Origin of the sequence: Stenotrophomonas maltophilia, from assembly GCF_004920835.1 — a bacterium.
In the GTDB taxonomy this organism is placed as follows: domain Bacteria; phylum Pseudomonadota; class Gammaproteobacteria; order Xanthomonadales; family Xanthomonadaceae; genus Stenotrophomonas; species Stenotrophomonas maltophilia_AQ.
In genome coordinates this window covers 18,517-42,868 of sequence record NZ_QFHO01000019.1, presented here as the reverse complement: position 1 = coordinate 42,868, position 24,352 = coordinate 18,517, and the positions used below count along the sequence as shown (strand labels likewise).

General features: G+C 66.6%; 25 protein-coding genes and 1 tRNA gene. 8 read left to right on the top strand and 18 right to left on the bottom strand.

Annotated features, from left to right (window positions below; genetic code table 11):
- Positions 1-157: 157 nt before the first annotated feature.
- On the bottom strand, positions 158-295 hold the full coding sequence (locus tag DI041_RS14070; RefSeq protein WP_008266021.1) for an entericidin A/B family lipoprotein: 138 nt from the start codon (positions 293-295) through the stop codon (positions 158-160).
- Positions 296-457: 162 nt separating this feature from the next.
- A complete protein-coding gene (gene rocF, locus DI041_RS14065; RefSeq protein ID WP_136639119.1) occupies positions 458-1,378 on the bottom strand; it encodes an arginase in 921 nt (306 codons plus the stop codon).
- Between the two features lie 129 nt (positions 1,379-1,507).
- Between rocF and DI041_RS14060 the strand changes: the two genes are divergently transcribed.
- Entirely contained in the window at positions 1,508-1,855 is a 348-nt protein-coding gene (locus DI041_RS14060) for a hypothetical protein (RefSeq protein ID WP_136639118.1), read from the top strand.
- A gap of 25 nt (positions 1,856-1,880) precedes the next feature.
- On the opposite strand, the gene DI041_RS14055 is transcribed toward DI041_RS14060, so the two are convergent.
- Positions 1,881-2,651: a DUF3011 domain-containing protein gene (locus DI041_RS14055; RefSeq protein WP_136639117.1), complete on the bottom strand. Its 771-nt coding sequence runs from the start codon at positions 2,649-2,651 to the stop codon at positions 1,881-1,883.
- A gap of 210 nt (positions 2,652-2,861) precedes the next feature.
- Here DI041_RS14055 and DI041_RS14050 point away from each other — a divergent pair, with 210 nt between their 5' ends.
- Positions 2,862-3,647: a hypothetical protein gene (locus DI041_RS14050; RefSeq protein WP_136639116.1), complete on the top strand. Its 786-nt coding sequence runs from the start codon at positions 2,862-2,864 to the stop codon at positions 3,645-3,647.
- Positions 3,648-3,756: 109 nt separating this feature from the next.
- Here DI041_RS14050 and DI041_RS14045 read toward each other — a convergent pair.
- The 4 genes from DI041_RS14045 to birA form a co-directional block, all read right to left on the bottom strand.
- Positions 3,757-3,832, bottom strand: a tRNA-Thr gene (locus DI041_RS14045).
- 41 nt (positions 3,833-3,873) lie between these two features.
- The gene (locus tag DI041_RS14040) at positions 3,874-4,722 is read right to left on the bottom strand and encodes an SPOR domain-containing protein (RefSeq protein WP_136639115.1); all 849 of its coding nucleotides are present in this window, start codon (positions 4,720-4,722) and stop codon (positions 3,874-3,876) included.
- Between the two features lie 9 nt (positions 4,723-4,731).
- Entirely contained in the window at positions 4,732-5,463 is a 732-nt protein-coding gene (locus DI041_RS14035; protein WP_136639114.1) for a type III pantothenate kinase, read from the bottom strand.
- A complete protein-coding gene (birA, locus tag DI041_RS14030) occupies positions 5,460-6,428 on the bottom strand; it encodes a bifunctional biotin--[acetyl-CoA-carboxylase] ligase/biotin operon repressor BirA (RefSeq protein ID WP_136639113.1) in 969 nt (322 codons plus the stop codon). Before birA ends, DI041_RS14035 begins: the two co-directional genes overlap by 4 nt.
- Before the next feature lie 144 nt (positions 6,429-6,572).
- Here birA and DI041_RS14025 point away from each other — a divergent pair, with 144 nt between their 5' ends.
- Positions 6,573-6,857 (top strand): hypothetical protein, encoded by a 285-nt coding sequence (locus tag DI041_RS14025; RefSeq protein ID WP_014645622.1) that lies wholly within the window; start codon positions 6,573-6,575, stop codon positions 6,855-6,857.
- Positions 6,824-7,615 (top strand): M90 family metallopeptidase, encoded by a 792-nt coding sequence (locus DI041_RS14020; protein ID WP_169050351.1) that lies wholly within the window; start codon positions 6,824-6,826, stop codon positions 7,613-7,615. The genes DI041_RS14025 and DI041_RS14020 overlap by 34 nt, the downstream gene beginning before the upstream one ends.
- Positions 7,616-7,742: 127 nt before the next feature.
- Here the strand turns inward: DI041_RS14020 and DI041_RS14010 are convergent, their stop codons facing one another.
- The 6 genes from DI041_RS14010 to DI041_RS13985 form a co-directional block, all read right to left on the bottom strand.
- Positions 7,743-9,167: an ATP-binding protein gene (locus DI041_RS14010; RefSeq protein ID WP_136639111.1), complete on the bottom strand. Its 1,425-nt coding sequence runs from the start codon at positions 9,165-9,167 to the stop codon at positions 7,743-7,745.
- Positions 9,168-9,192: 25 nt separating this feature from the next.
- Complete coding sequence (locus tag DI041_RS14005; protein ID WP_004136763.1) at positions 9,193-9,876, bottom strand: response regulator transcription factor; 684 nt, start codon at positions 9,874-9,876, stop codon at positions 9,193-9,195.
- Between the two features lie 73 nt (positions 9,877-9,949).
- On the bottom strand, positions 9,950-10,324 hold the full coding sequence (locus tag DI041_RS14000) for a hypothetical protein (RefSeq protein WP_005407693.1): 375 nt from the start codon (positions 10,322-10,324) through the stop codon (positions 9,950-9,952).
- Positions 10,325-10,536: 212 nt separating this feature from the next.
- Positions 10,537-11,568, bottom strand: a complete 1,032-nt coding sequence (dusA, locus tag DI041_RS13995; protein WP_136639110.1) for a tRNA dihydrouridine(20/20a) synthase DusA — start codon at positions 11,566-11,568, stop codon at positions 10,537-10,539.
- 206 nt (positions 11,569-11,774) lie between these two features.
- A complete protein-coding gene (locus tag DI041_RS13990) occupies positions 11,775-12,425 on the bottom strand; it encodes a DUF6338 family protein (RefSeq protein ID WP_046984536.1) in 651 nt (216 codons plus the stop codon).
- Positions 12,426-12,569: 144 nt separating this feature from the next.
- The gene (locus DI041_RS13985) at positions 12,570-14,033 is read right to left on the bottom strand and encodes a SulP family inorganic anion transporter (RefSeq protein ID WP_136639109.1); all 1,464 of its coding nucleotides are present in this window, start codon (positions 14,031-14,033) and stop codon (positions 12,570-12,572) included.
- Positions 14,034-14,294: 261 nt separating this feature from the next.
- Between DI041_RS13985 and DI041_RS13980 the strand changes: the two genes are divergently transcribed.
- Together DI041_RS13980 and DI041_RS13975 are read left to right on the top strand one after the other, a co-directional pair.
- Positions 14,295-15,275, top strand: coding sequence for a cation diffusion facilitator family transporter (locus DI041_RS13980; RefSeq protein ID WP_136639108.1), 981 nt, complete (start codon positions 14,295-14,297; stop codon positions 15,273-15,275).
- A 111-nt stretch (positions 15,276-15,386) separates the two neighbouring features.
- Complete coding sequence (locus tag DI041_RS13975) at positions 15,387-15,812, top strand: organic hydroperoxide resistance protein (protein WP_004153735.1); 426 nt, start codon at positions 15,387-15,389, stop codon at positions 15,810-15,812.
- Positions 15,813-16,003: 191 nt separating this feature from the next.
- Here the strand turns inward: DI041_RS13975 and mmsB are convergent, their stop codons facing one another.
- From mmsB to DI041_RS13950, 5 genes are read right to left on the bottom strand one after another with little or no spacing between them, the layout of a single operon-like run.
- On the bottom strand, positions 16,004-16,894 hold the full coding sequence (gene mmsB, locus DI041_RS13970) for a 3-hydroxyisobutyrate dehydrogenase (RefSeq protein ID WP_004136647.1): 891 nt from the start codon (positions 16,892-16,894) through the stop codon (positions 16,004-16,006).
- Entirely contained in the window at positions 16,891-18,066 is a 1,176-nt protein-coding gene (locus DI041_RS13965; RefSeq protein WP_136639107.1) for an enoyl-CoA hydratase/isomerase family protein, read from the bottom strand. Before DI041_RS13965 ends, mmsB begins: the two co-directional genes overlap by 4 nt.
- Positions 18,063-18,860 carry an enoyl-CoA hydratase gene (locus tag DI041_RS13960; protein WP_136639106.1) on the bottom strand — a complete coding sequence of 266 codons (798 nt, stop codon included), beginning with the start codon at positions 18,858-18,860 and terminating at the stop codon, positions 18,063-18,065. Before DI041_RS13960 ends, DI041_RS13965 begins: the two co-directional genes overlap by 4 nt.
- Positions 18,857-20,023 (bottom strand): acyl-CoA dehydrogenase family protein, encoded by a 1,167-nt coding sequence (locus DI041_RS13955; RefSeq protein ID WP_046984532.1) that lies wholly within the window; start codon positions 20,021-20,023, stop codon positions 18,857-18,859. Before DI041_RS13955 ends, DI041_RS13960 begins: the two co-directional genes overlap by 4 nt.
- Positions 20,024-20,037: 14 nt before the next feature.
- On the bottom strand, positions 20,038-21,543 hold the full coding sequence (locus tag DI041_RS13950) for a CoA-acylating methylmalonate-semialdehyde dehydrogenase (protein ID WP_046984531.1): 1,506 nt from the start codon (positions 21,541-21,543) through the stop codon (positions 20,038-20,040).
- Between the two features lie 115 nt (positions 21,544-21,658).
- Here DI041_RS13950 and DI041_RS13945 point away from each other — a divergent pair, with 115 nt between their 5' ends.
- Together DI041_RS13945 and DI041_RS13940 are read left to right on the top strand one after the other, a co-directional pair.
- Entirely contained in the window at positions 21,659-23,026 is a 1,368-nt protein-coding gene (locus DI041_RS13945; protein ID WP_136639105.1) for a helix-turn-helix domain-containing protein, read from the top strand.
- 354 nt (positions 23,027-23,380) lie between these two features.
- The gene (locus DI041_RS13940; RefSeq protein ID WP_136639104.1) at positions 23,381-24,334 is read left to right on the top strand and encodes a DUF1028 domain-containing protein; all 954 of its coding nucleotides are present in this window, start codon (positions 23,381-23,383) and stop codon (positions 24,332-24,334) included.
- Positions 24,335-24,352: the final 18 nt, after the last annotated feature.

Below are 24,352 nucleotides of genomic sequence, written 5' to 3'. Positions count from 1 at the left end.
CGCGCAGCGGCTGTTGAATGCCGGTCAACCCGCAATGAAATGCATACTCACCTGCTTGAATGGTTCACTCCGCTTCCACAACCCCTGCAGCGAACGCGCGCACAAAAAAAGGGCCGGGATATCCCCGGCCCTTTTCTCTTTCCGTTCCGTGCAGGGCTCAACGGCCCTTCGCGGTGTCCTCGACCTTCTCGCCCGCCTTCTGCACGTCCTTGCCGGCGCCGGCAATGGTGTTGCAACCGGCCAGCAGGGCCACCGAGAACATCGACAACAGCATCAGGGCAACTACGCGCTTCATGGGCTTCTCCTTGGGTTTGCCGCTACACCGCTTCATTCGCGGATGGGATTGTTTCGCTCGGCGGGAGAAGGCCAATGCCAACCACCGCCGCGTGAAGTGCAATCTGGCGGCAGTGGCGTGGAGCGCGTGTGAACGGATCACAGATCCGTTCAGGCGGAACCGTCAATCGCGCATCAGGGTGGACTTGCCGAACAGGCTTTCGACCAGGTCCACGGCCAGTTCGGCAGTGGCATTCTGCTTGTCCAACAAGGGGTTGAGCTCAACGATGTCCAGCGAACCCATGCACCCGGTGTCGGCGATCATTTCCATCACCAGCTGCGCCTCACGGTAGTTCACCCCGCCCGGCACCGTGGTGCCCACGCCCGGCGCGATGCTGGGGTCGAGGAAGTCGACATCGAAGCTGACATGCAGATGGGTGTTCTCGTCGATGCCGGCCAAGGCGGCTTCCACGGTGCGCTTCATGCCGTTCTCGTCGATGTAGCGCATGTCATAGACATCCACCTTGTGGGTCTTGATCAGGCGCTTCTCTTCAGGGTCCACCGAGCGGATGCCGATCTGGTGCATCTGCGCCGGGGTGATCGCCGGCACGGTGCCACCGAGGCGGGTCAGCGCATCCGGGCCGAGGCCACACAGACAGGCCACCGGCATGCCGTGGATGTTGCCCGACGGGGTGACATCGCTGGTGTTGAAATCCGAATGCGCATCCAGCCACAGCACGCGCAGGGTCTTGCCCTGCTCTCGGCACCAGCGCGCCACGGCAGTGATCGAACCGATGCCCAGGCAGTGGTCGCCACCGAGCATGATCGGCATGCGGCCGGCCTGCAGTTCGGCATAGCTGGCTTCCATCAGTGCGTGGTTCCACGCCACCACTTCATCCAGGTGGCGATAGCCCTGCACCGGCGCAGTCCACGGGTTGCGCGGGCCGTCCAGGTTGCCGAGGTCGCGCACGTCCACGCCACGCGCTTCCAGTGCTTCGGGCAGGCCCGCCACGCGCAGCGCTTCCGGCCCCAGCCGTGCACCGCGATGGCCTGCGCCCACATCGGTGGGAACGCCAATCAGGGATACGGAGATGGGATGGGCCATGGGTGCCTCCTGCGCGGAAAAAGAAGCACAGTCTAGCCAGAGCTGTGTGACACCACTCGCGGCGGTGCAGCAGGACATTGGCATGGCATGATGCCGCGCGGACCCGACTCCCCCTCATGGAAGATTGCGATGTCGCCCTTCATCAATACCGCCTGGCCCCGCTTTTTCACCGTGGCGCTGCCCATCGCCCTGCTTGCGGTTTTTCTGAGCAGTTCGATCGATGCGTCGCCGAACGGCTGGCTGATGCAGGCGACGCTCCTGCTGACGCCATTCTCGTTTCTGCTGTTCCTAGGTTTGGGTTGGCAGCGCCTGCGCAAGGCACACGCTGAATACCCGATCCTGAAGAGCGAGCCGCAGCGGATGCTGACGGCATTGATTGGCAACGTGAAGGTGGCCGCGCTGTGGTTCGGCCTGACGTCAGTCGGGACGCTCGCCCTGATGCTGGCGTGGGTGTTGTTGTATAGGTCCCGCGGCTGAGGCCGGCCCCCAGCCCGCTGCAAGCTCAGCTTCCGCGGCGGCGAACCGGCGTCACGCTCTGCACCTGGCCGTTGTTGCGCATCATGCACAGGAAGCGCCCATCGGGATAATCGATGATGAGTTCCTGGTAATCGCTGCCCACCGGCATCTGGGTCACCAGCGTGCCCTGCGCACCCTTGCGCATGTTGCAGGAACCCAGCGCGGTATCGCCTGCCGGCGCGCTGTTGGCCGCCTTGGACACATTGCGGAACACCGCGCGGCAGCCGCCGTTCACCCACACCGAATGCCGCGACAGACCCCAGTTCTGGCCTTGTTCGCAGCGGGTATGACTGAGCTGGCGCACGATTTCCACGTTGCCACGGGTATCCATGTCGCACGACACCTGCTGCTGGCCGGTGGACTCGCAGGTGACTTCGCGCGGTAGCGCCGCGTCGTTGTCGTCATCGTGGCGACGGTGGTCGCGATGTTCAGACGGTGCGGGCTCTCCGCCGGAACTGACCTGGCAGATGCCGTTGGCGCCGCCACGGCCGGTGTAGCTGATCTGCGGCGTGCCGTCCTCGTTGCTGCTGATCGACAGGGTGATGCCACTGTTGGCATCGCGTGCCTCGAAATAGCGGTCGTTGAAGCGTTTCAGCGAGGCCTCGCGGCCCTGCACGTAGACCGGCCCGCCTTCGTCGGCGTGCACATCGATGCCGCCCGGGCAGCTGGCGTTGAAGAACGGCACTGCGGCCATGGCCGGGGTAACGAAAGCGGTGGACAACAGTGCGGCGGTGAGCGACAGGGCATGGCGACGCATGTGCGGATCCCGAAGGGGCCCAGAGTGGGCGTGTGGCGGCAGTATGCGGTGGGGCGCTGCTCACTGTCCGTGAGGAATATCAAGATCCGGGTGGAGCGCGTGGGGATTCAGGTCTGGTAGGGTGTTCTAGAAGTCCACTTGTGCATGGAGATGTAGTAAACAACAGGAGATGCGGGCGTACCTTGAGCACCCGCACCTTTGGGAGAAGCGATGAAAGGAGTCGTACTCGCCGCATTCGCCGCCTCCATCCTGGCAGGCTGCGCCACAACGATTGGATTTCCACAAGGCATCCCTTCGGATGGCTATACCGAGCTGGTGTCCACGCCTCTCGGGCCATTCCGCTACTTCCGGTCTCTCTCCATTGTTCCAGGGCGCAAGGACCTGCCCGCTCTGGAATCGTTTCACTGCACCAACACCCAGCACGAAATCCTGCTCTTGATGGCTGCAGGATCACCGGTTGACGTTGCCGATACCTGCATGCGCATTGATGCAGCAGCGAAGTTCTCCGAATCATGGATAGAAGCAAAGGCGAACAGATACCGGATTCTTCTCGCGCCAACGGATACCGCCGCGACGATACAGTCGCGTGCTTTGGGATCGTTCTCGGGTGGGAAGACATTGGCACTTGCGGCTTCGATACATGACGACCGCGGACGGACTGTTGCAAACCTTGTCGATCTGGTCGCACACGAGACATTCCATGCGCTAGGTCATGCCACAAGGCACCCTCAGGCGCTTGATGAACGCATCGCCTACTACGCCGGAATCTGCGCACAGCTTCAGGTAAATGGCGTTGTTCGAGAGGATTCGCTGCCTGGAGCCGCCATCGGCACGGACGACGCTGCAGTGCAGCTGTCTTCGCAAGCAGCCTATCGTGTCCGTCTCGAGACCTATCCCCTTCTCGCCGATGGCCGCATTCAAATGAATGAAAAGTCTGGCGAACGTATGCTCCAGCGTTGCAACCAACTCAGAAGGGGTCTTACGAGGTCGCGTTGAACATGCCTCCAGACCCGCATTCTTTTCAGAACGGCAACGCACAAAAAACCCGCCATTGCAGCGGGTTGATTGTTCCCCGTGGACATGTGCGGATGCCAAGGGATCGAAGTGGTGCCGCTTATCCGAATCGAACGGATGACCTACTGTTTACAAGACAGTTGCTCTACCAACTGAGCTAAAGCGGCATGGGTGGTGCACCGGCGGCAGTGCCGCGGTCCGGGGGATTCTAGCGCAACCGTGTGCATTCCAGCGACCGGCTCTGTGCCGCGCCGCTGCGCTGCTGGGCCTGGGCCGGCTGTGCGCCCGCTGCCAGCTGTCCTTCCAGCCACCATTGGCCGGCGTCGCCGCTGGCCACCAGGCGCGGCTGGAAGCCGGCAGCCTGCACCGCCGCCATGCGGCGCTCGGCGCCTTCGCGGTTGCGGTACTGGCCCAGCGCCACGGCGTTGATGTCCTCGCCCTGGCTGATGATGTAGTAGTCGCTCAGGCCGGCGGCGACGATGCGCTTCACCGTGGCCTGGGCTTCTTCGCGGTTGGCGGCGGCCGGCAGCATCACCCGGAAACGGGCGCTGCCGCTGGCAGCAGGCTGTTCGCGCAGGCGCACCTGACTGATGACATTGCCGGCCTTGCCCTGCGCACTGGTAGCAGCAGCGCGGTCGGCGAACGGGCCCAGCGCGATGCAGCGCGGCGGCTCGGCAGCCACGGGCGGGGTTACGAGTTTTTCCGGCGCCGGGGCCGGTGCAGGCGGCGTTACCGGCTTGGCAGCGGCAGCAACCGGCGTAGCCTCGGCCACCTGCGGGTTGGCGATCTCCTGCTTGGCCGGCGCAACGGGCGCAGGCGTCGCAGCCACAGCCGTCCTCTCCGCAGGTTCGCGCTCCATCAACGGCGCGGTCGGGGCGGCGGCAGTGGCCTCGGCGGCCGCAGCGGCATCCACGCCACCGGGCACCCAGCGCAGCTCGGCTACGCCAGCGGGTTGCGGCGGCGGCGCAGGCGCCTGCGGTGCATCGCGCAGCAGCCACCAGCAGGCGACGCCAAGATTGAGGATGGCCAGTACGACGATCAGGGCACGGGTCAGCATGCGCGGATACTAGCCTGCGGGCTGGTGCACCGCCCAGCGGGCGAGGCCATCCAGCACCAGCGAGGGGTGATAGTCGGCGCCGTCCAGCAGCGGCATCAGTGCGGGTGCGCCACCGCCATGCACCAGCAGCGACGGCATGACGCCCAGCAGCGCCTGTGCCTGGCGGGCGCTGCGTTCAACCAGCGCCACGGCGGCACCATCGCAGCCGGAGGCCAGCGCATCGGCGGTGTCGTTGGCGAATTCGCTGTAGTCACCGCCGCTGGCCGGCAGCTGCACCGCGCGCGCGTGCAGCGCCTCGCGCATGGTGGTCGGCGAGGCGGAAATGCGTCCACCGTGATGCTGGCCGTTGGCATCAAGCAGGTCGATGGTCAACGCGGTGCCGACACCGACCACCAGCACCGGCCGCTGTGCCTTGGCGGCAGCCAGCAGCGCCAGGAAGCGGTCGACACCGAATTTTTCCGGCTTGGCATAGGCAATGCGTACACCCGCACACTGGGCGCTGGTGCGCACTACATGCACGTGCTCGAAGCGACGCTGCAGCTGATCGAGCATCGCGCTGGTCAGCGACGGCGCGGCGACGCTGGCCACAAACGCGGTGCCGCCACTGGGCAGGCTGTGCGGCGGTTGCCCGGCCATGCCTTCGGCGCCATGCGCCCAGGCCTGTACGTCACCGGCATGGTCACCCTGCAACGGCGCGAACTTGAAGCGCGAGTTGCCCAGGTCGAACAACCAATCGCTCATGCCGCCCTCACGCTGACTTCGCCGGCGTGCAGCAGGCGCTCGTGGCCATCGATGCGCACGCGCAGCGCGCCGTCGTCAGCCAGGCCAAGTGCGGTACCGTGCTGCCACTGTCCGTCCAGTTCCACGCGTACTTCGCGGCCGGCCAGCATGTCAAACGCGGCGTAGCGCGGCAGGAACGGGGCCAGCCCTTCGCGATCGAACTCTTCCAGCGCCGGCAGCAGGCGCGTCAGCACGGCGGCGACCACTACGTTGCGGTCCACCGGCTTGCCGGCCAGCGTGTCCAGGTCCACCCACGGCTGGGTGATCTGCTCGGCGAACGACGGCGGCATATGCGTGTTGATGCCGACGCCGATCACCGCGCGCGCCGGGCCGGCGTATTCGCCACCACCCTCCGCGAGCAGGCCGACCAGCTTGCGCTTGCCATCGACGATCAGGTCGTTCGGCCACTTCAGCTGCGCCTGGGTGTAGCCCAGATCGTGCAGCGCTTCGGCCACGGCGATGCCCGCCACCAGGCTCAGCCCGGCGAGGCGGCCAAGGCCACCGGAGTACAGGCGCAGCACCGACAGGTAGATATGCGCGGCCAGCGGCGAGGCCCAGGCGCGGCCGCGACGGCCACGGCCGCCGGTCTGGCGTTCGGCCAGCAGGACACTCACCCCGCGCTGGGGCGCGCTGCAGCGCAGCAATTCGGCGTTGGTCGAGTCCACCGTCCAAGCCACCTGCAGGTCGTGCAGCAGGGCCTGGACGTCAGCAGGCAGGCCGGCGCGGATCGCGTCCGGGTCCAGCAGATCGACCGGGCGGGTCAGGCCATAGCCTTCGCCAGCACGGCCCTCGATGTCCACACCGGCGGCCCTAAGTCCTTGAATACGCTTCCAAATGGCCGCCCGGGTCTGACCCAGCTCACGGGCCAGGGCGTCGCCGGACAGGCGACCGGCAGCGAGTTTGGCCAGCAATTGGCGATCGTCCACGGCAGCTTCCACGAAGTCAGGAAGGAATTATGCGGGAAAGCCGCCAGCGACGCCCGCCACGCTGGGTTCCGCGGGGGCTTCCAACTGGGCGTCGGGTTCGGGCTAGAATCGGGAACTCACCCTCCCTTAACGTGGATGTCGTCAATGCGCCGTTATGCCCATTGCCTGATCCTGCTGATGATGCCCTTCGCGGCGTCTGCGACAGCAGCGCTGGACGACAGCCGCGGCGCTTGCGTGTCCTCCAATGGTGATGCCGCCTCGCAGCGCGCACCGACCGCAACCGCCTCGGCAGCCACCACCAAGCCGGCACCGGTACGCCCGGCCGCCAGCAGCGCCACCAGCACCGGTGGCGGTGGCAGTGACGACGACGTGCTGCAGCGCATCCGCGCACCGAAGTGGCACAGCTACCTGCCGGGAATGTTCCGCTGATCAAGTCGTTGCTGCAGTGGCTGCGGCCTGCGCCGCGGCCGATTGACGATGCGCTTTGGGATGACGCCTGCCGCCGCGCGGCCTGGCTGCACGGACTGGACGACGAACGCCGTGCGCGCCTGCGCGTGCTGACCACGCGCTTCCTGCACGAGAAGACCATCACGCCGATTGGTGACCTGCAATTGCAGGCCGGCGATGGTGTGCTGCTGGCGGCGCTGTGCTGCCTGCCGCTGCTGGAGTTCGGCGAAGTGGGCCTGGAAGGCTGGTCGCAGCTGATCGTCTACCCCGATGCATTCCGCGTGCACCGCAGCCACATGGATGCGGCCGGCGTGCTGCACGAGTGGGATGACGAACTGATTGGCGAATCGTGGGACAGCGGTCCGTTGATCCTGTCCTGGGCCGACGTGCAGGCCGACCTGGCTGCACCGCACGAGGGTTACTGCGTGGCCGTGCACGAAATGGTGCACAAGCTGGATGCGCTGGATGGCGCGATGGACGGTACGCCACCGCTGCCACGCGAATGGCAGCGCGAGTGGGCGGGCATTTTCCAGCGTGCCTTCGACGCCTTCTGTGCGCAGGTGGACGCAGGCGAGGAAACGTTGATCGATCCGTATGCGGCCGAGGCGCCGGAAGAGTTCTTCGCGGTGGCCAGCGAATACCACTTCTCCGCGCCGGATCTGCTGCATAAGGCGTTGCCGGAGGTGGCCGCGCAGCTGCGGCGGTTCTATGGCGAGCCGCCGGCGTTCGAAGAACGGTAGTGCCGGCCGCTGGCCGGCAACCTGGGACTGCCATCGAAGATCATGAGGTTGCCGGCCAGCGGCCGGCACTACCGGAACACCATGCGTTGTTGCGCCAGGCGATGCCCGGCGGGCGGGAGCGCGCGGCTTACGGCCCCGGCGGCAGCTGCACCTCGAACCGGGCGCCACCCAACTCACTGGAACGGCCCACAGTCAGCTCGCCGCGGTAGTCCTTGATCAGGTCCTGCACGATCGACAGGCCGATGCCGTGGCCTTGCACGCGCTCGTCACCACGTACACCACGCTGCAGCACCTTGCCGATGTCGTCCGGGGCGATGCCCGGGCCATCGTCGTCCACCGCCAGCAGCAGGCCGGCGCGGCGCGCGTTCGGTGCCGGCAGCGGCTGCGCGGTCAGCAGCACGCGGCGGTTGGCCCACTTGAAGGCATTCTCCAGCAGGTTGCCCAGCAGTTCCTGCAGGTCGCCCGGTTCGCCGTGGAAGCGCGCGGCCGGGTCGATATCGAATTCGCACAGCACGCCCTTCGAGGCATAGACCTTCTCCAGGCCACGCACGATTTCCTCGGCGTTGGATTCAATCGGCAGCGGCGCAGAGAACAGCTTGTGACCCGACGACGCCGCACGTGCCAGCTGGTAGGAGACCAGGTTGTTCATGCGCTGCAGCTGCACGTCCAGTTCCTCACGCAGCGCGCCATCGCCCGCGCCGCTGTCCATCTGCGTGCGCAGCACCGCGATCGGCGTCTTCAGGCTGTGCGCCAGATCGGCCAGGGTGTTGCGCTGGCGCTCCAGGTTCTCGCGCTCGCTTTCAATGAAGGCGTTGATGCTGTCAGTCAGCGGCTCCAGCTCGCGCGGGTGGCGCTCGCTCATGCGCGCGGTCTCGCCACGCTGCACCTTGGTCAGCTCGGTGATCACGCGACGCAGGGGCCGCAGGCTCCACTGCAGGATGACGGTCTGCAGCAGCAGCAGGATCAGGCCGATGCCGCCGAGGTAGAACCACACCCGGCTGCGGAACACCCGCAGCTGCGCACCCAGCGCGCGCGAGTCTTCCATCACGTAGATGGTGTACGGGAATTCGGTGGCGGGATCGGCGTCGGCATCCCACACCAGGCCCAGGCCATAGCGGTACACCGAGCCCTGGCTGCCGTCGATCTGGATCATCGGCAGCGGGCCTTCGAACACTTCCTGGCGCGGCGCCAGCAGGCCGCCGCCGACGGTGGGCAGCATCGGGCCTTCGGCAGACATCGAATTGCCCTTGCCGTGCGGCATCACCACCTGCAGGTACAGGCCGCTGCCCGGCACATCGAAGCGCGAATCCGGCGGCTGCTCGCGGATGTACAGCGAGCGGTCGCGGGTGAAGTCGATGCCGGCCGCATAGGCGGTGGCGTAGTTCTTCAGACGCTCACGCAGGTTCGCCTTCGCCGTATCGGCGAAGGCGGCGTCGAGCGCGTAACCGGCCAGCGCCAGGAACGCGACCAGACCCACGGACGCGGCGAACATCTGGCGCGCCTGCAGGGAGCGCGGCCGCCAGCGTCGGAAGAACCACAGACGGCCGGACATCGTGTTATCGCCAGGGTGAGCCGGCTCAGCCCTCGTTGCGCGGAATCGCGAAACGGTAGCCGCGACCGCGCACGGTCTCGATCGGCTTCAGCTCGCCATCCGGGTCCAGCTTCTTGCGCAGACGGCCGATGAAGACCTCCAGCACGTTCGAGTCGCGGTCGAAGTCCTGCTGGTAGATGTGCTCGGTGAGGTCGGCCTTGGAGACCAGTTCACCGGCGTGCATCATCAGGTACTCCAGCACCTTGTACTCGTAGCTGGTGAGGTCGACATTGCTGCCAGCCACGCTGACGGTCTGGGCAGCCAGGTCCAGGGCAACCGGGCCGCATTCCAGGGTCGGCTTGCTCCAGCCGGCGGCGCGGCGCAGCAGCGCGTTGACGCGTGCCAGCAGTTCTTCGACGTGGAACGGCTTGACCAGGTAATCATCAGCGCCCTGCTTCAGGCCCTCGACCTTGTCCTGCCAGCTCGAACGCGCGGTCAGGATCAGCACTGGGAACTTCTTGCCTTCGTCACGCAGGGCCTTGATCAGCTCCATGCCCGACATCTTGGGCAGGCCGAGGTCGATGATGCCGACATCGAACGGGACTTCGCGCCCCATGTAGAGGCCTTCCTCGCCGTCCTGCGCAGCATCGACGGCAAAGCCTTCGCGCTTGAGCCGGGCTGCCAGGGTCTCACGCAGCGGGGCTTCGTCTTCGACCAGAAGGATACGCATGAACTCTCCCTAGTGTCCTGGGTGTGGCCCGGAGGCCTGTGGGGTACGGGTTGATAGCGACGACTATCCCTGTTCAGGGGTTATCGCCGCGTAGTGATGACATATCCGACCGCGGCGTGCGCGGCTGTGAACGCGACGGCGCGGGGTCGTCCATGTAGCGGACCCGGCCCCGATCGTCCATGTACTTCACCCGGTTGATATCACGACCATCGAACGGCACGCGCTCGGCGCCGAGGATGTGCCCGCCGGTGGTGCGCTGCACGCGGCGCACGGCATCGGACAACGAACGCTCGTCGCCACGGCCACCGCGCTCGCCCCGCTCCATCATCTCCGCCCGCCCCTGGTCGCCGCGCGGCGGCTGTTGCGCCAGCGCCGAAGACAGCGGCGCAGCCGCCAGCACCACGCAGGTGGCCAGGGCAATGCGGCGATGGAAGGGAGCGGAAGACATCAGTGCGATCCTAGCCGAGCACGGCGATTCGTTCAAAAGTCGTAAATCCGGGTGCCGGTTCGGGACCCGGCGCTTTACAAATCTTTTGCAAATTCTTGGTTTGGCGCAGTGAATCCGGTCTGAACTTTTCCGGCTTCAACTCCAAGTCGTTCAGCTAAGTGAACATTCGGAACGAATCGCCGCCCCTTGTCAAGTCAGGAATGTGATTGCGGTCACGCTACGGCGCGATCAGATGCACGTTCGGTGACCGCCAGCGCCTGCTCGATCAGCCGCCAATCGGCGCCCGGGCGGTGTGCGCCCTCACTCAGCACCTGGCGGAACGCGCGGCCACCGGGCTGGCCATGGAACAGGCCAAGTACGTGGCGGGTGATGTGCTTCAGCGCCAGGCCTTCGCCCAGTCGCGCTTCCACGTAGGGCCGCAGCGCGCGCAGCAGGTCGGCACGGGCCTGCAGCGGGGCGCCGGTATGCAGCGCCTCCAGCTGATGCAGCAGATAGGGATCGTGATAGGCCGCGCGGCCCAGCATCACGCCATCGACGTGCGCGGCCTGCGCCTGCACCGCCTCGAGGCTGGCCAGGCCGCCGTTGATCACCACCGGCAGTGCCGGGCGCTCCTGCTTCAGGCGGTAGGCCCAGTCGTACTTCAGCGGCGGAACCTCGCGGTTCTCCTTCGGCGACAGGCCCTTCAGCCACGCGTTGCGCGCATGCACCACCACCATCGCCGCACCGGCGGCAACCTGGCGGTCGACGAAGGCGGCGAACACGTCGTAGTCGTTGTCCTCGTCCACGCCCAGGCGGCACTTCACCGTCACCGGGATATCAACCGCATCGACCATGGCCGCCACGCATTCGGCCACCAGTACCGGCTCGCGCATCAGGCAGGCACCGAAACGGCCGGCCTGCACGCGATCAGACGGGCAGCCGCAGTTGAGGTTGACCTCGTCGTAGCCCGACTCGGCGGCGATACGCGCGGCCTGCGCCAGCAGCGCCGGATCACTGCCGCCCAATTGCAGGGCCAGCGGCTGTTCGCTGCGGTCGAAGCCGAGCAGGCGCTCGCGATCGCCGTGGATGACCGCGTTGGCGTGCACCATTTCCGTGTACAGGCGTACGCCCGGTGCCAGCACGCGGTGGAACACGCGGCAATGGCGATCCGTCCAGTCCATCATCGGGGCGACGGACAGGCGCAGGGAATCGGCGTAACGGGCGGTGGCGGACGTCATCGGAGCGTTGATCGTGGAGACTGGCATTGCCAGTGAGATCAATAGTTTACACCGCGTGGCTGAATGCGCGCGGTCAGCCGCGTTGCGAGCGCCGGTTGGGCGCGGTTCCGGCTGGCGGCCGGGGCGGGCCGGGCGGCGGCGGCGGACGCTTCCTGCCCTCGGGGAGCTTGGGGTTCGCGTTCTCCATGGATACGACCAGCTGGTCCAGTGGTGGGTTGGAACCCTTCCTCAACTTAGCCATTGTCTGTCTCCTGGAGAATCTCGACCCACTGCACATCCACTGCGTGAATCAGTATGCCATCGAGCTGCGGAAGCTCGACCACGGCGGGGCTGCCCACGAGATGCGCTGCTGGATCGGCACCTTCATCGGGTGGATCCGCATCCACCAGCCAGGCCGGCATCTGCATGTAGAACTGTCCCGCAGCGGGGCTGATCGGCCACTCCTTGGGGTAGCCGGTCAATCGACGGCCATCCTTCAGTTGCAGCACCACGAAGGCAGGACGCGTACCCAGCACGCAGTACCACTCGCTCGGGTGGGACGTACGCGTGGTGAAGCCTGCGCGGCGGAGCCCCGCGTGGAAAAAGTCCTTGTTCGCAGCGAGGGCCAATCCTGCCCCCAGCAGTCCAGCGAGGACAAAACCCCAGAGCAGGCTGCTGGACTCGGTCCAGGTGCCCAGCACAAAGCAGCGACCAGCCAGCAGGAGCATCAGTTCGGTGAACTTGACCAGCGCCTGGACTACGAAGGTGAACACCAGCGCTTCCACGGTCCTTTCGAACTGCGGTGGCTTGGGGTGTGAAGTCAGCCCGTAGAACACCCAGGCTGCCAGAAAGCCCGGCAGCAGAAAGGTCAGCAGCGTGGTGGCGTTGTTGAAGAGCGAATCCATTCCGGCAGAAGTATTCCGTCGTGAGGATCACAACGAATCACGATCACGGCGATTCTTCCACCCGATGTGGGGTTCACAGGCTGAAGATGCAGCAACCCCAACAGCAGCCATGGCGTTGCAGTTGCTCCACGAGAGCCGACAGCGTCAATGCGCGCTGCCAGCAGTGCCTTTGCCACCCACCTGTTCGACGAGGGTCTGGCTGGCCGCATTGAGCCCCACCACTGTCACCTCCGCACCGTGCGCGGCCAGCTTTTCCTGCGCCCGCTCCAGCGCGGCCACGGCAGTCAGATCCCACAGGTGGGCATCGCGCAGATCAATCTGCACCTGCGGCGCCACGTGCTGGTAATCGAACGCCGCACCCAGCTGCCCCGCTGAGGCAAAGAACACCTGCCCACGCACGCGGTAGACCTGCATGTCACCGGCATCGTTGCGCTGCACATCCAGCATGCGGCCAACCTTGCGCGCGAAGAGCACTGCCGACAGCAGCACACCGCTGAGCACGCCCTTGGCCAGGTCGTGGGTGGCAACGGTGACCACCACGGTCAGCAGCATCACTGCTGACGAACTACGCGGATGCGTGCGCAGGTCGCGCAGCGAGCGCCAGCTGAAGGTGCCGATGCTGACCATGATCATTACCGCCACCAGCGCGGCCATCGGGATCTGCCGCACCAGGTCGCTGCCGTACACCACCAGCACCAGCAGGAACACGCCTGCCACCAGGCAGGACAGGCGGCCACGTCCACCGGAGGTCACGTTGATCACCGACTGGCCGATCATCGCGCAGCCGGCCATGCCACCGAGGAAGCCGGTGACCGTATTCGCCACGCCCTGGCCGACGCATTCGCGGTTGCGCTCGCTGGGCGTTTCGGTGATGTCCTCGACGATCTGCAGGGTCATCATCGATTCGAGCAGTCCGACCACCGCCAGCGTGGCCGACACCGGCAGCAGAATGCGCAGCGTCTCCCAGGTGAGCGGCACATCGGGGATGAGGAAATGCGGCAGGCTGTCGGGCAGCTGGCCCATGTCGCCGACGCTGCGTACGTCCACGCCGAAGCCGATCACCACGGCGGTCAGCACCACAATGGCCACCAGCGGCGACGGCACCGCGCGGGTAACGCGTGGCAGCAGGTAGATGATCGCCAGCGCGGCGGCGCACAGCACGTAGACCGTAGGGCCGCGTCCGATCAGCTCGGGCATCTGTGCCAGGAAGATCAGGATCGCCAGCGCGTTGACGAATCCGGTGATGACCGAGCGCGAGACGAAGCGCATCAGCGAGCCGAGCTTGAACACACCGGCCAACACCTGCAGCAGGCCGGCCAGGATGCTGGCGGCGAACAGGTACTGCAGGCCATGGTCCTTGACCAGGTCGACCATCACCAGCGCCATCGCACCGGTGGCGGCGGAGATCATGCCGGGTCGGCCGCCAGCAATGGCAGTGATGACGGCAATGGAGAACGCCGCATACAGGCCGACCTTGGGGTCGACGCCGGCGATGAGCGAAAAGGCGATCGCCTCGGGAATCAGGGCCAGGGCGACGACGATACCGGACAGCAGATCGCCACGGATGTTGCCGAGCCATTGCTGGCGCAGGGGGTAGGACGTTTGCATGGGAAAACTCCGCGCGTATGCGGGCGTGGCCGCAAGGCGCTGCAGTGGGATACACGGGTTCCTGAGCCGGTGCCGGGGGCACGGCCGGACCATCGACGTTGCGCGCGCCAGAAGAGGCGACGGTCAACCGAGGGCGGCAGGGGTCAGGGTGGCGTGATCACTGCTGGGAGGTGTGGGTGCGTGGGAGGGGCGCAGTCTACGGGAAGCGGCCCCACGGGGGTAGCGCGGATGGCCGGCGAAGGCAGCGAAACGCAGCAGAGCATGGCTCCGCTCTACAATCACAGCATGGCCGCCAACCGCCCGCACTTCTTCGACCCCGCCACCGAACAGGGCGTGCTGCGCCTGTCGATCGCCGCCTCGCTGCTGCTGGCCGCGGCGGCGGTGGTGTTCGGCCTGCTGGCCAATTCCTCGCTGATCATCTTCGACGGCATCTACGGCCTGATCGACGTGGTGATGACCTGGCTGTCGCTGCTGGTGGCGCGGCTGATCGCGCTGTCCACCCAGACCGACGCACTGCAATCGCGGCTCAACCAGCGCTTCACCATGGGCTTCTGGCACCTGGAGCCGATCGTGCTGGGGGTGAGCGGCACGTTGATGATCGGCGCCGCGCTGTATGCCCTGGTCAATGCGGTCGATGCGTTGATGTCCGGTGGACGCCATATCGCGCTCGGCCCGGCCATTGCCTTCGCCGGGCTGTCGATCGTGGGCGAAGGCGCGCTGGCCTGGTTCATCCTGCGCGCCAACCGCCGCATCGGCTCGGAGTTCATCGCATTGGACGCGAAGAACTGGGTGATCGCGGCCAGCATGTCGGCCTGCTACCTGCTGGCCTTCCTCGGTGGTGTACTGGTACAGGGCACCTCGTGGGTTTGGATCGGGCCCTACATCGATCCGGCCATCCTCGCCTTCGTCTGCGTGCTGGTGATGATCGCTCCGCTCGGCACCGTGCGCCGGGCGCTGGCCGGCATCCTGCTGGTCACCCCGCCGGAACTGCAGGCCCATGTGGATGCAGTGGCACGCGGGATCGTGGCCAAGCACGGCTTCGTCGAGCACCGCAGTTACGTGGCCCAGGTGGGGCGTGGCGAGCAGATCGAGCTGTTCTTCGTGGTGCCGGAAAACGACCCGCCGCGGCCGCTGGTGGAATGGGACCAGCTGCGCGACGAGATCGGCGATGCACTGGGCGAGGCCTCGCCGGACCGCTGGCTGACCATCATGTTCACCACCGACCGCGAGTGGACGATCTAGGCCGGCAGGACGATGAATCAAGTTTTCCGGACGCATTGCAACCCAACGTACGCGGAAACCGGGCAAAGTAGGCTCCAACGCAACACCCACCCACCGACCAGGAGCATCCCGATGTCCATCGAAAAGGTTCTGTACACCGCCCAGGCCACCTCCACCGGCGGCCGTGAAGGCCGTTCCGTCTCCTCCGACAACGTGCTGGACATCCAGCTGTCGACCCCGCGCGAGCTGGGCGGCGCCGGTGGCCCGGGCACCAACCCGGAGCAGCTGTTCGCCGCTGGCTATTCGGCCTGCTTCCTGGGCGCGCTGAAGTTCGTCGCCGGCCAGGCCAAGGTCGCGCTGCCGGCCGACACCACCGTGACCGGCAAGGTCGGCATCGGCCAGATCCCGACCGGCTTCGGCATCGAAGCCGAGCTGACCATCAATGTGCCGGGCGTGCCGCGCGAGCAGGTGGAAGAGCTGGTGCAGAAGGCACACATCGTGTGCCCGTACTCCAACGCCACCCGCGGCAACATCGACGTGACGCTGATCGTTGCCTGATGCGGCCAGGGTCAGAGCCCTTTGCCACCGGCAAAGGGCTCTGACCCCATCGCGGAGTATTCGGGGGTCAGAGCCCTTTCGCGTTGCGAAAGGGATCCGACCCCAAAAAAATGGGCGGATGCCGGTCGAAACCGAGCATCCGCCCATCCCACCTCGGGTGGGCCCCGGCGCGCGGCCGGGGACGCATTCGCTTACTTCTCGCTCGTAATGAGCTGCACGACGCTGGAGAAATCCAGTTTGCCGCGGCCGGCCTGGTGGTTCATCGAGTACAGGTTGCGGGCCACTTCTCCCAGCGGGATCGAGGCGCCGACACTCATCGCCGCCTCCACCGCCAGGCCCATGTCCTTGAGCATCAGGTCGCTGCCGAAACCACCGCTGTAACCACGCGACGCCGGGGCGTTTTCCAGCACACCCGGCCACGGGTTGCACACTTCAGTGGCCCAGCTGCGGCCGGTGCTGACGGCCATCATCTGCGACAGCACCTTCGGGTCCAGCCCGTGTGCCACGCCCAGTGCGATGGCTTCACCGGTCACCGCCATGATCACGCCCAGCGCCATGTTGTTGCACAGCTTGGCGACCTGGCCGGCACCACTGGCGCCCACGTGGAAGATGTTCTTGCCCATCGCCTGCAGCACCGGACGGGCGCGCTCCAGCGCGTCCTCTTCGCCACCGACGATGAAGGTCAGGGTGCCGGCCTGCGCACCGGCGGTACCGCCGGACACCGGCGCGTCGATCATCTGCAGGCCACGTGCGGCGGCGGCTTCGGATACCTTGCGGGCGCTGGCCGGGGCGATCGTGCTGCAGTCGATGACCAGCGCACCGGCCGGGATCGCGGCGAGGATGCCGTCGTCGCCCAGGTACACGCCTTCGACGTGGCGACTGGCCGGCAGCATCGAAATCACCACCTCGGCATCGGCCAGGGTTTCGCGCGCCGACGCGGCCGCGCTGGCACCGGCATCGACGGCGGCCTGCACCGCGGCCGGGACCAGATCGAACACGCGCACGGTGTGGCCGTTCTTGACCAGGTTGGCGGCCATCGGGCCACCCATGTTGCCCAACCCGATGAATGCAATGCGGCTCATGCAAGGCTCCTTTCAACAAGGGGAGTGCCCAGGTCGGCCAGCGGATGCGCGGCATCGGCCCAGGGGGAAGCGAAGAAGGTGTCGGCCCACGCGCCGGTGGCCTCGGCCAGGGTGGCCGGGTTCCACTGCGGATTGCGGTCCTTGTCGATCAGCAGCGCGCGGATGCCTTCGGCGAAATCACCGTGGGCGGCGCAATGCAGGGCGACGATGTACTCCAGGCGGTAGATCGCGGCCAGGTCCTGGCCGGCACTGCGTCGCTGCAGCTCGTACGACAGCCGTGCCGAGCCGGGTGCACCGGCGGCGAGGGTCTTCTGTGCGGCCTGCAACCAGGCATCGTCGGTCTGCAGACCGGCAATGCGCGCAATGATGGCCTGCAGGTCATCACCTTCGCACAACGCATCAACCTGCGCCGCATTGGCCAGCAGCGGGCCGGTGGCGGCGTCACTGGCATGCGACTGCAGCAGATGGCTGAGCCGTTCGTGGTTGTGTGCGGCATCGCGGGACCACGCGACCTGCAGCAGCGCATCGAACACCGCGCTGCGGCGTTCTTCGGCCACATGCACATCGGCCAGGCCGGCGTAGATCGCATCGCCCGAGTTCAACAGCGCGCCGGTCAGCGCCAGGAACAGGCCGCCCTTGCCTGGTACGCGCGGCAGCAGCCAGCTGCCACCGACATCGGGGAACAGGCCGACGGTGATTTCCGGGAAGGCCAGCTTGGAGCGTTCGCTGACCACGCGGTGGCTGGCGCCGGACATCAGGCCGATGCCGCCGCCCATCACGATGCCGTGGCCCCAGCACAGGATCGGCTTGGCGTAGGTATGGATCAGGTAGTCGACGCGGTACTCGACGTCGAAGAACTCGGCGGCGTAGTCGTTCCCGCGGATATCGCTTTGGCCGGCGTCGCGGTAGGCACGCATGCTCTGGTACAGGCTGTGCAGGTCACCGCCGGCGCAGAACGCCTTCTCACCGGCGCCCTGCAGCACCACCATGGCGATGGCATCGTCGTCGGCCCAGGCATTCAACTGCTTCAGCAGCAGGTGTGCCATCGGCAGCGAGAAGCCATTGAGCGTGCGCGGTGCGTTGAGCGTGGCGATGCCGATGCGCGTGCCATTGCTGGCCACGCGCTCTTCGAACAGGACCGGTGCTTGTTCGGCAACGGTGTCGGTTGTCATGCGTTTTTCCACTGCGCGGCGCGCTTTTCAAGGAAGGCACTCACGCCCTCGACCTGGTCGGCGGTGTCGAACAGATCGACGAAGGCCTCGCGCTCGGCCACCAGCGCCGACGCATGGGTGCCGGTGCGCGTGGACTGCACCAACGTCTTGCAGGCGGCAATGCTGGTCGGGCTCTGCTTGCCGGCCTTCTTCGCCCATTCCAGTGCCAGCGCCTTGGCTTCGCCCTTGCCGACCTTTTCTTCGGCCAGGCCAATGCGCAGTGCGGTCTCGGCGTTGATGCGCTCGCCCAGCAGGATCATGCGCTTGGCCCAGCCCTCGCCGACCAGGCGCGGCAGGTTCTGGGTGCCACCGGCGCACGGCAGCAGGCCGACGGTGGCCTCCGGCAGCGCGACCTGGGCATGGTCTTCGATGATCCGCAGGTCACAGGCCAGCGCGCATTCCAGGCCGCCGCCCATGGCATAGCCGTTGATCGCGGCGATCGACACGCCACGGAAACCGGACAGCGCCTCGAAGGCTTCGCCGAAGCGGCGTGCCGCTTCGCGTGCGGCAGCCTTGTCGCCGGAAGCGAACTGGTTGAGGTCGGCACCCGCGGAGAAGAACTTCTCGCCATCACCGGTGATCACCAGCGCGTAGATGTCGCGGTCTGCGTTGAGCGCGCCCACCAGGTCGCGCAGCGCCGAAAGGCTGTGCACGGTCCAGGTATGCGCCGGCGGGTTGTGCAGGGTGACGACGGCGGTGTGGCCATCGGCCTCGACCTTCAGGCCCACGTGTTCCTGGGTACGCCAATCCTTCATCGCAGTTCCTCTTCGGTGTTGAGCAGGTGACGGGCAACGATCACCCGCATGATCTCGTTGGTGCCTTCCAGGATCTGGTGCACACGCGAATCGCGCAGCAGGCGTTCGATCGGGTATTCGCGGATGTAGCCGTAGCCGCCGTGGATCTGCAGCGCTTCATTGCAGACGTTGAAACCGGCATCGGTGGCGAAGCGCTTGGCCATCGCACACCACACATTGGCATCGCTGGCACCGGCGTCGAGCTTGCGCGCAGCCGAATGCACCATCTGCCGGGCGGCCACCAGTTCGATGGCCATGTCGGCCAGCTTGAACTGCAGCGCCTGGAAATCAGCCAGCGCCTTGCCGAACTGGCGGCGCTCGCCCATGTAGCGGCGCGCGGCATCCAGCGCGCCCTGCGCGGCACCCAGCGAGCAGGCGGCGATGTTGATGCGGCCGCCGTCCAGCCCCTTCATCGCCAGCTTGAAGCCCCCGCCTTCCTCTCCCAGAAGGTGGCTGACCGGTACGCGGACGTTTTCGAAGGTGATGCCGCGGGTGGGCTGGCTGTTCCAGCCCATCTTCTCTTCCTTGCGGCCGAAGCTGATGCCCGGCAGGTCCGCCGGCACCGCAATGGCGCTGACACCGCCAGCACCGGCACCACCGGTACGCGCCATCACCACCAGCAGTTCGGTGGCACCGGCGCCGGAAATGAAGGCCTTGGATCCGTTCAGCACATAGAAGTCACCGTCGCGTACGGCGGTGGTCTTCAGCGAGGCTGCATCCGAACCTGCGCCCGGTTCGGTCAGGCAGTACGAGGCCAGCTTGCTGCCCGAGGACAGATCGGTTCCCCACGCATCGCGCAGCGCCGGCTGGCCCCACTTGGACACCATCCACGACGCCATGTTGTGGATGCTGATGTACGCCGCGGTCGACGGATCGACGTTGGCGAGCTCCTCGATGACGACGGCGGCGTCCAGTCGGCTCAGGCCGCTACCGCCCACTTCCGGGTCCATGTACAGACCGCAGAAGCCCAGTTCACCGGCCTTGGCGATCGCCTCGCGCGGGAAGATGCCCTCCGCATCCCATCGCGCGGCGTGCGGTGCCAGTTCGGCCTGTGCGAAGTCGCGCGCCGCCTCGCGGTACGCCTGCTGCGCTTCTTCCAGTTCCGTCGTCATCGAGTGGCTCATGGCTGCTCCTGCCGTTACTTCAGGCTGATCGTGGTGTTGACGCCATGGCTGAGCGTCTCGTCATCGAACCAGCGCGCGGTGACCGTCTTGGTCTGGGTGTAGAACAGCACCACCTGCTTGCCGTACGGGCCCAGATCGCCCAGCTTGGAAGCACGCGAACCGGTGAAGGAGAACAGCGGCACCGGCACCGGGATCGGCACGTTGATGCCGACCTGGCCAACGTCGATGTCTTCCTGGAACTTGCGCGCAGCCGCGCCGGACTGGGTAAACAGTGCGGTGCCGTTGCCGTTCGGGTTGCTGTTGACCATCGCGATGGCCTCTTCCAGCGTTTCCGCTTCGAGGATGACCAGCACCGGCCCGAAGATTTCTTCCTGGTAGATGCGCATGTCGGTGGTAACACCGGCAAAGATGGTCGGGCCGACGAAGTTGCCCTTCTCGAAACCATCGACCTGCGGCTTGCGGCCATCGAGCACCAGCTTGGCACCCTGCTCCACGCCCGAAGCGATCAGGCCTTCGACGCGATCACGGGCGCTGCAGGAAATGACCGGGCCGACGTCGGTGCCGGCGACCGTGCCACCGCTGACCTTCAGGGTCTTGGCCTTTTCGACCAGATCCTGCACCCAACCGCGCGCTTCACCGACCAGCACCAGGGTGGAGGCGGCCATGCAGCGCTGGCCTGCCGCACCGAAGGCCGCGCCGACCATCGCGTTGAGGGTCTGTTCCTTGTTGGCATCCGGCAGCACCACGGCGTGGTTCTTGGCGCCCATCATGCACTGCACGCGCTTGCCGGCCAGCGAGGCACGGTTGTAGACGTGGGTGCCGACGCGGGTGGAACCGACGAACGACACCGCCTTGATGTCCGGGTGGTCGCAGATCGCGTTGACCACTTCCTCGCCGCCGTGGACGACGTTCAGCACGCCCTTCGGAATGCCGGCTTCCAGCGCCAGCTCGACCAGGCGCATGGTGACCATCGGGTCCTGCTCGGACGGCTTGAGGATGAAGGTGTTGCCGGTGGCGATCGCCATCGGGAACATCCACAGCGGGATCATCGCCGGGAAGTTGAACGGGGTGATGCCGGCGCACACGCCCAGCGGCTGCATGATCGAGTAGGTGTCGACGCCGGTGGCCACGTTGTTGGCCAGCTCGCCCAGCTGCAGGTTGCCGATGGCGGCAGCGTGCTCGACCACTTCCAGGCCGCGGAACACATCGCCTTCGGCGTCGGGCAGGGTCTTGCCCTGCTCGGCGGTAAGGATGTGCGCCAGCTCGCTCATGTTCTCGCGGATCAACTGCTGGTACTTCAGGAAGATGCGCGCGCGGGTGCCGATCGGGGTCTTGCGCCAGGTCTTGAAGGCTTCCTTGGCGGCGGCGACGGCGGCGTCCACTTCGCCGGTGGTGGCGAACGGCACCTTGGCCAGCACGTCCTGGGTGGCCGGATTGATCACGTCCTGCCAGTGGGAAGTAGCCGATTCAACGAACTGGCCATCGATCAGCATGCGGATACGGGGCGCTGCAACAGTCATGACGACAATCCCACGGGGTGCGAAAGATGCTTGGCATTATTCACAGCACCCACCTCGATTTCCGGGCTGAATCCGCTTAATCTGGCCAACACGCCAGACGATTCATGTTAATTCTGTGAATTATTCAGCCATCCAGCGGCAACTCGGCCTTCGCCTGCTGCGGCTGCGCGAGCAGCGCGGCTACAGCCAGGTCGACCTTGCCCGCGCACTGGGGCTGTCGGCCAGCTACCTGAACCAGATCGAGCGCAACAAGCGCCCGCTGACGCCTGCGGTGCAGAAGAAGCTGGGCAAGGTGTTGGGCGATGTTTCCACCCTGTTCGACGACGATGAGCCCGCCGCGCTGCAGGAGTCGCTGGGCGAGACCCTGCGCGATCTGGGCCTGGCCGACGTCAGCGCCACCGAACTGCGCGCGCTGGCCGGCAACCTGCCGCAGGTCAGCCGCGCGCTGCTGGACCTGCACCGCCGCCACCTGGCATTGCGCGAGCATGCCGCCGCGCTGGAGTTCCAATTGGGCGAGCCGGGTGCGGGCAGCACGTTGCCGGCGGGTGACCAGGTGCGCGAGTTCTTCAACCGCATGCACAACCACATTCCCGAGCTGGACGAACTGGCCGAGCAGCTGTTCGCCGAATGGGGGCTGGCGCCGGGACACGTGGCGCCACGGCTGCGCCAGCTGCTGGCCGACCGCCACGGGGTGCTGGTGGAAGTGGCCGCGCTGCAGGCCGGGCGCGAGAAGCGCCAGTACGATGCCGGTGCGCGGCGGCTGTGGCTGCCCGATTATCTGGAGCCTGGCCAGCAGGCATTCCAGATGGCCGCCGAGCTGGCGCTGCACGGTTACCTGCCGCAGATCGATGCGGTGGTGGCGCGGGCCGGCTTCACCGACGACGCGCGCATCGCGCAGGCACGGATCGGTCTTTCCAACTATTTCGCCGGCGCGCTGGTGATGCCGTACATGCGCTTCCTGCGTGCGGCCGAGGCCAGCAGCTATGACATCGAGCTGCTGGCGCATCAGTTCGGCGTGGGATTCGAGGCGGTCTGCCATCGGTTGAGTACGCTGGCACGCCGCAGTGCGCCGGGGCTGCCGTTCTTCTTCATCCGCGTGGACCGCGCCGGCAACGTGTCCAAGCGCCACTCGGCCACCGATTTCCACTTCTCGCAGGTGGGTGGTTCGTGCCCGTTGTGGATCGTCTACGAGGCCTTCAACCAGCCCGGACGCATCCTCACCCAGACCGCGCGCATGCCCGATGGCCGCCGCCATTTCTGGCTGGCACGGCAGGTGAGCAGCGGCCCGGTGGGACACGGCCAGCCACGCAAGACCTTCGCGGTGGCACTGGGGTGTGACCTGCAGCATGCGGATCGGCTGGTGTATTCACTGGGGCTGGACGTGCAGAGCCCGGGTAATTCGGTGTCGATTGGCCCGGGGTGCCGGGTGTGCCCGCGCGAGGACTGCATGCAGCGCGCGTTCGCGCAGTTGCCTGGGCGGTAGGGTTGGTTCGGCAGGGCTGCGCCCTGCACCTGCAGAGGCCGAAGCAACGGCAACAGCAACGGCAAAAGCTGGCATCCCGTGGGATGGCGGGGCGGTGTCGGATTGCGGGGACGCCGTAAACCCGTCCATGGGGGCTTGGCCGCGGCATCCATGCCGCGGACACCCCGCAATCCGACACCACCCCGCCTTCGACAGTTTCCTGCTGCTGTTGGTGGGTGCTGACCGTTGGTCGGCACGCTGCTCTTGGTGGGTGTCGCCCTTGGTCGACACGGTAGATCCACGCATGGCGTGGATCTACTAAACCTTTCGTGCGTAGGCTGCATCCCATTGCAATGCCCATCCTGGAGACACCCAATGTCCTTGCTGCGCTCTTGCCTGGTCCTGCTGCTCGCCGCCGTCGCTGCGCCGGCGTGGGCGACCTTTTCCATTGCGGCCTGCAATGAGGCCGGCGACTGCGGTGTGGCGGTGGCTACGCACAACCTGGCGGTCGGGGGTGTGGGTGTGCCGTGGGCACAGGCGAAGGTGGGCGCGGTCGCCAGCCAGTTCGAGACCAACCCGACCTATGGCTCCAAAGGCCTTGAGCTGTTGGCCGAAGGCCGCACGCCTGCGCAGGTGCTGAAGCAGCTGTTGGATGAAGACGGCAACTTCGATGGCACCACGCTTGCCGAGCGCCAGGTGGGACTGGTCAGCGCGCGCGGCGGCAATGCGCAGTACACCGGCGCCACCGCGCAGCAGGCGGGTTGGGCCGGTGCGCAGGGTGAGGGCATGCTGAGCGTGCAGGGCAATGGCCTGGCCGGGCCAGAGGTGCTGGCATCGATGCAACGCGTCTTCGCCGCCTCACGTGGGCCGCTGGCCGCACGCTTGTTGGCGGCGCTGGAAGCCGGTCAGGCAGCGGGGGGGCAGCGCAGCGGGCAGTGGTCGGCGGCGCTGCTGGTGCGTACACCCGGCGGCGACTGGCAGGACACCGATCTGCGCGTGGACGCCGACCCGCGTGCGGTAGCGAGGCTGCGCGAGCTGTACGACATGCGCCTGTCCAACGAGGCGATCATCCGCGCCGAGGAGCGGTGGGAGAAGGGTGATGTGGCAGGTGCGCGCGCGGCGCTGGCAACGTCGTTGTCGCTGGCGCACGGTTGGGACCGCACCTGGGCGCGTGCAGCACGCCTGGCGATGCGGCAGGGCGATACCGCGCTGGCGCGCGAATATCTGGCCGGCCTGCGTGCGCTCAATCCGGGCTGGGTGAAGCAGGAACTGACGTTGCCGTTGTATGCGCCGTTGCAGGGTGATGCGGTGGTGGCGCTGTGGCGGTGATCTCTCCCAGCCGCGATA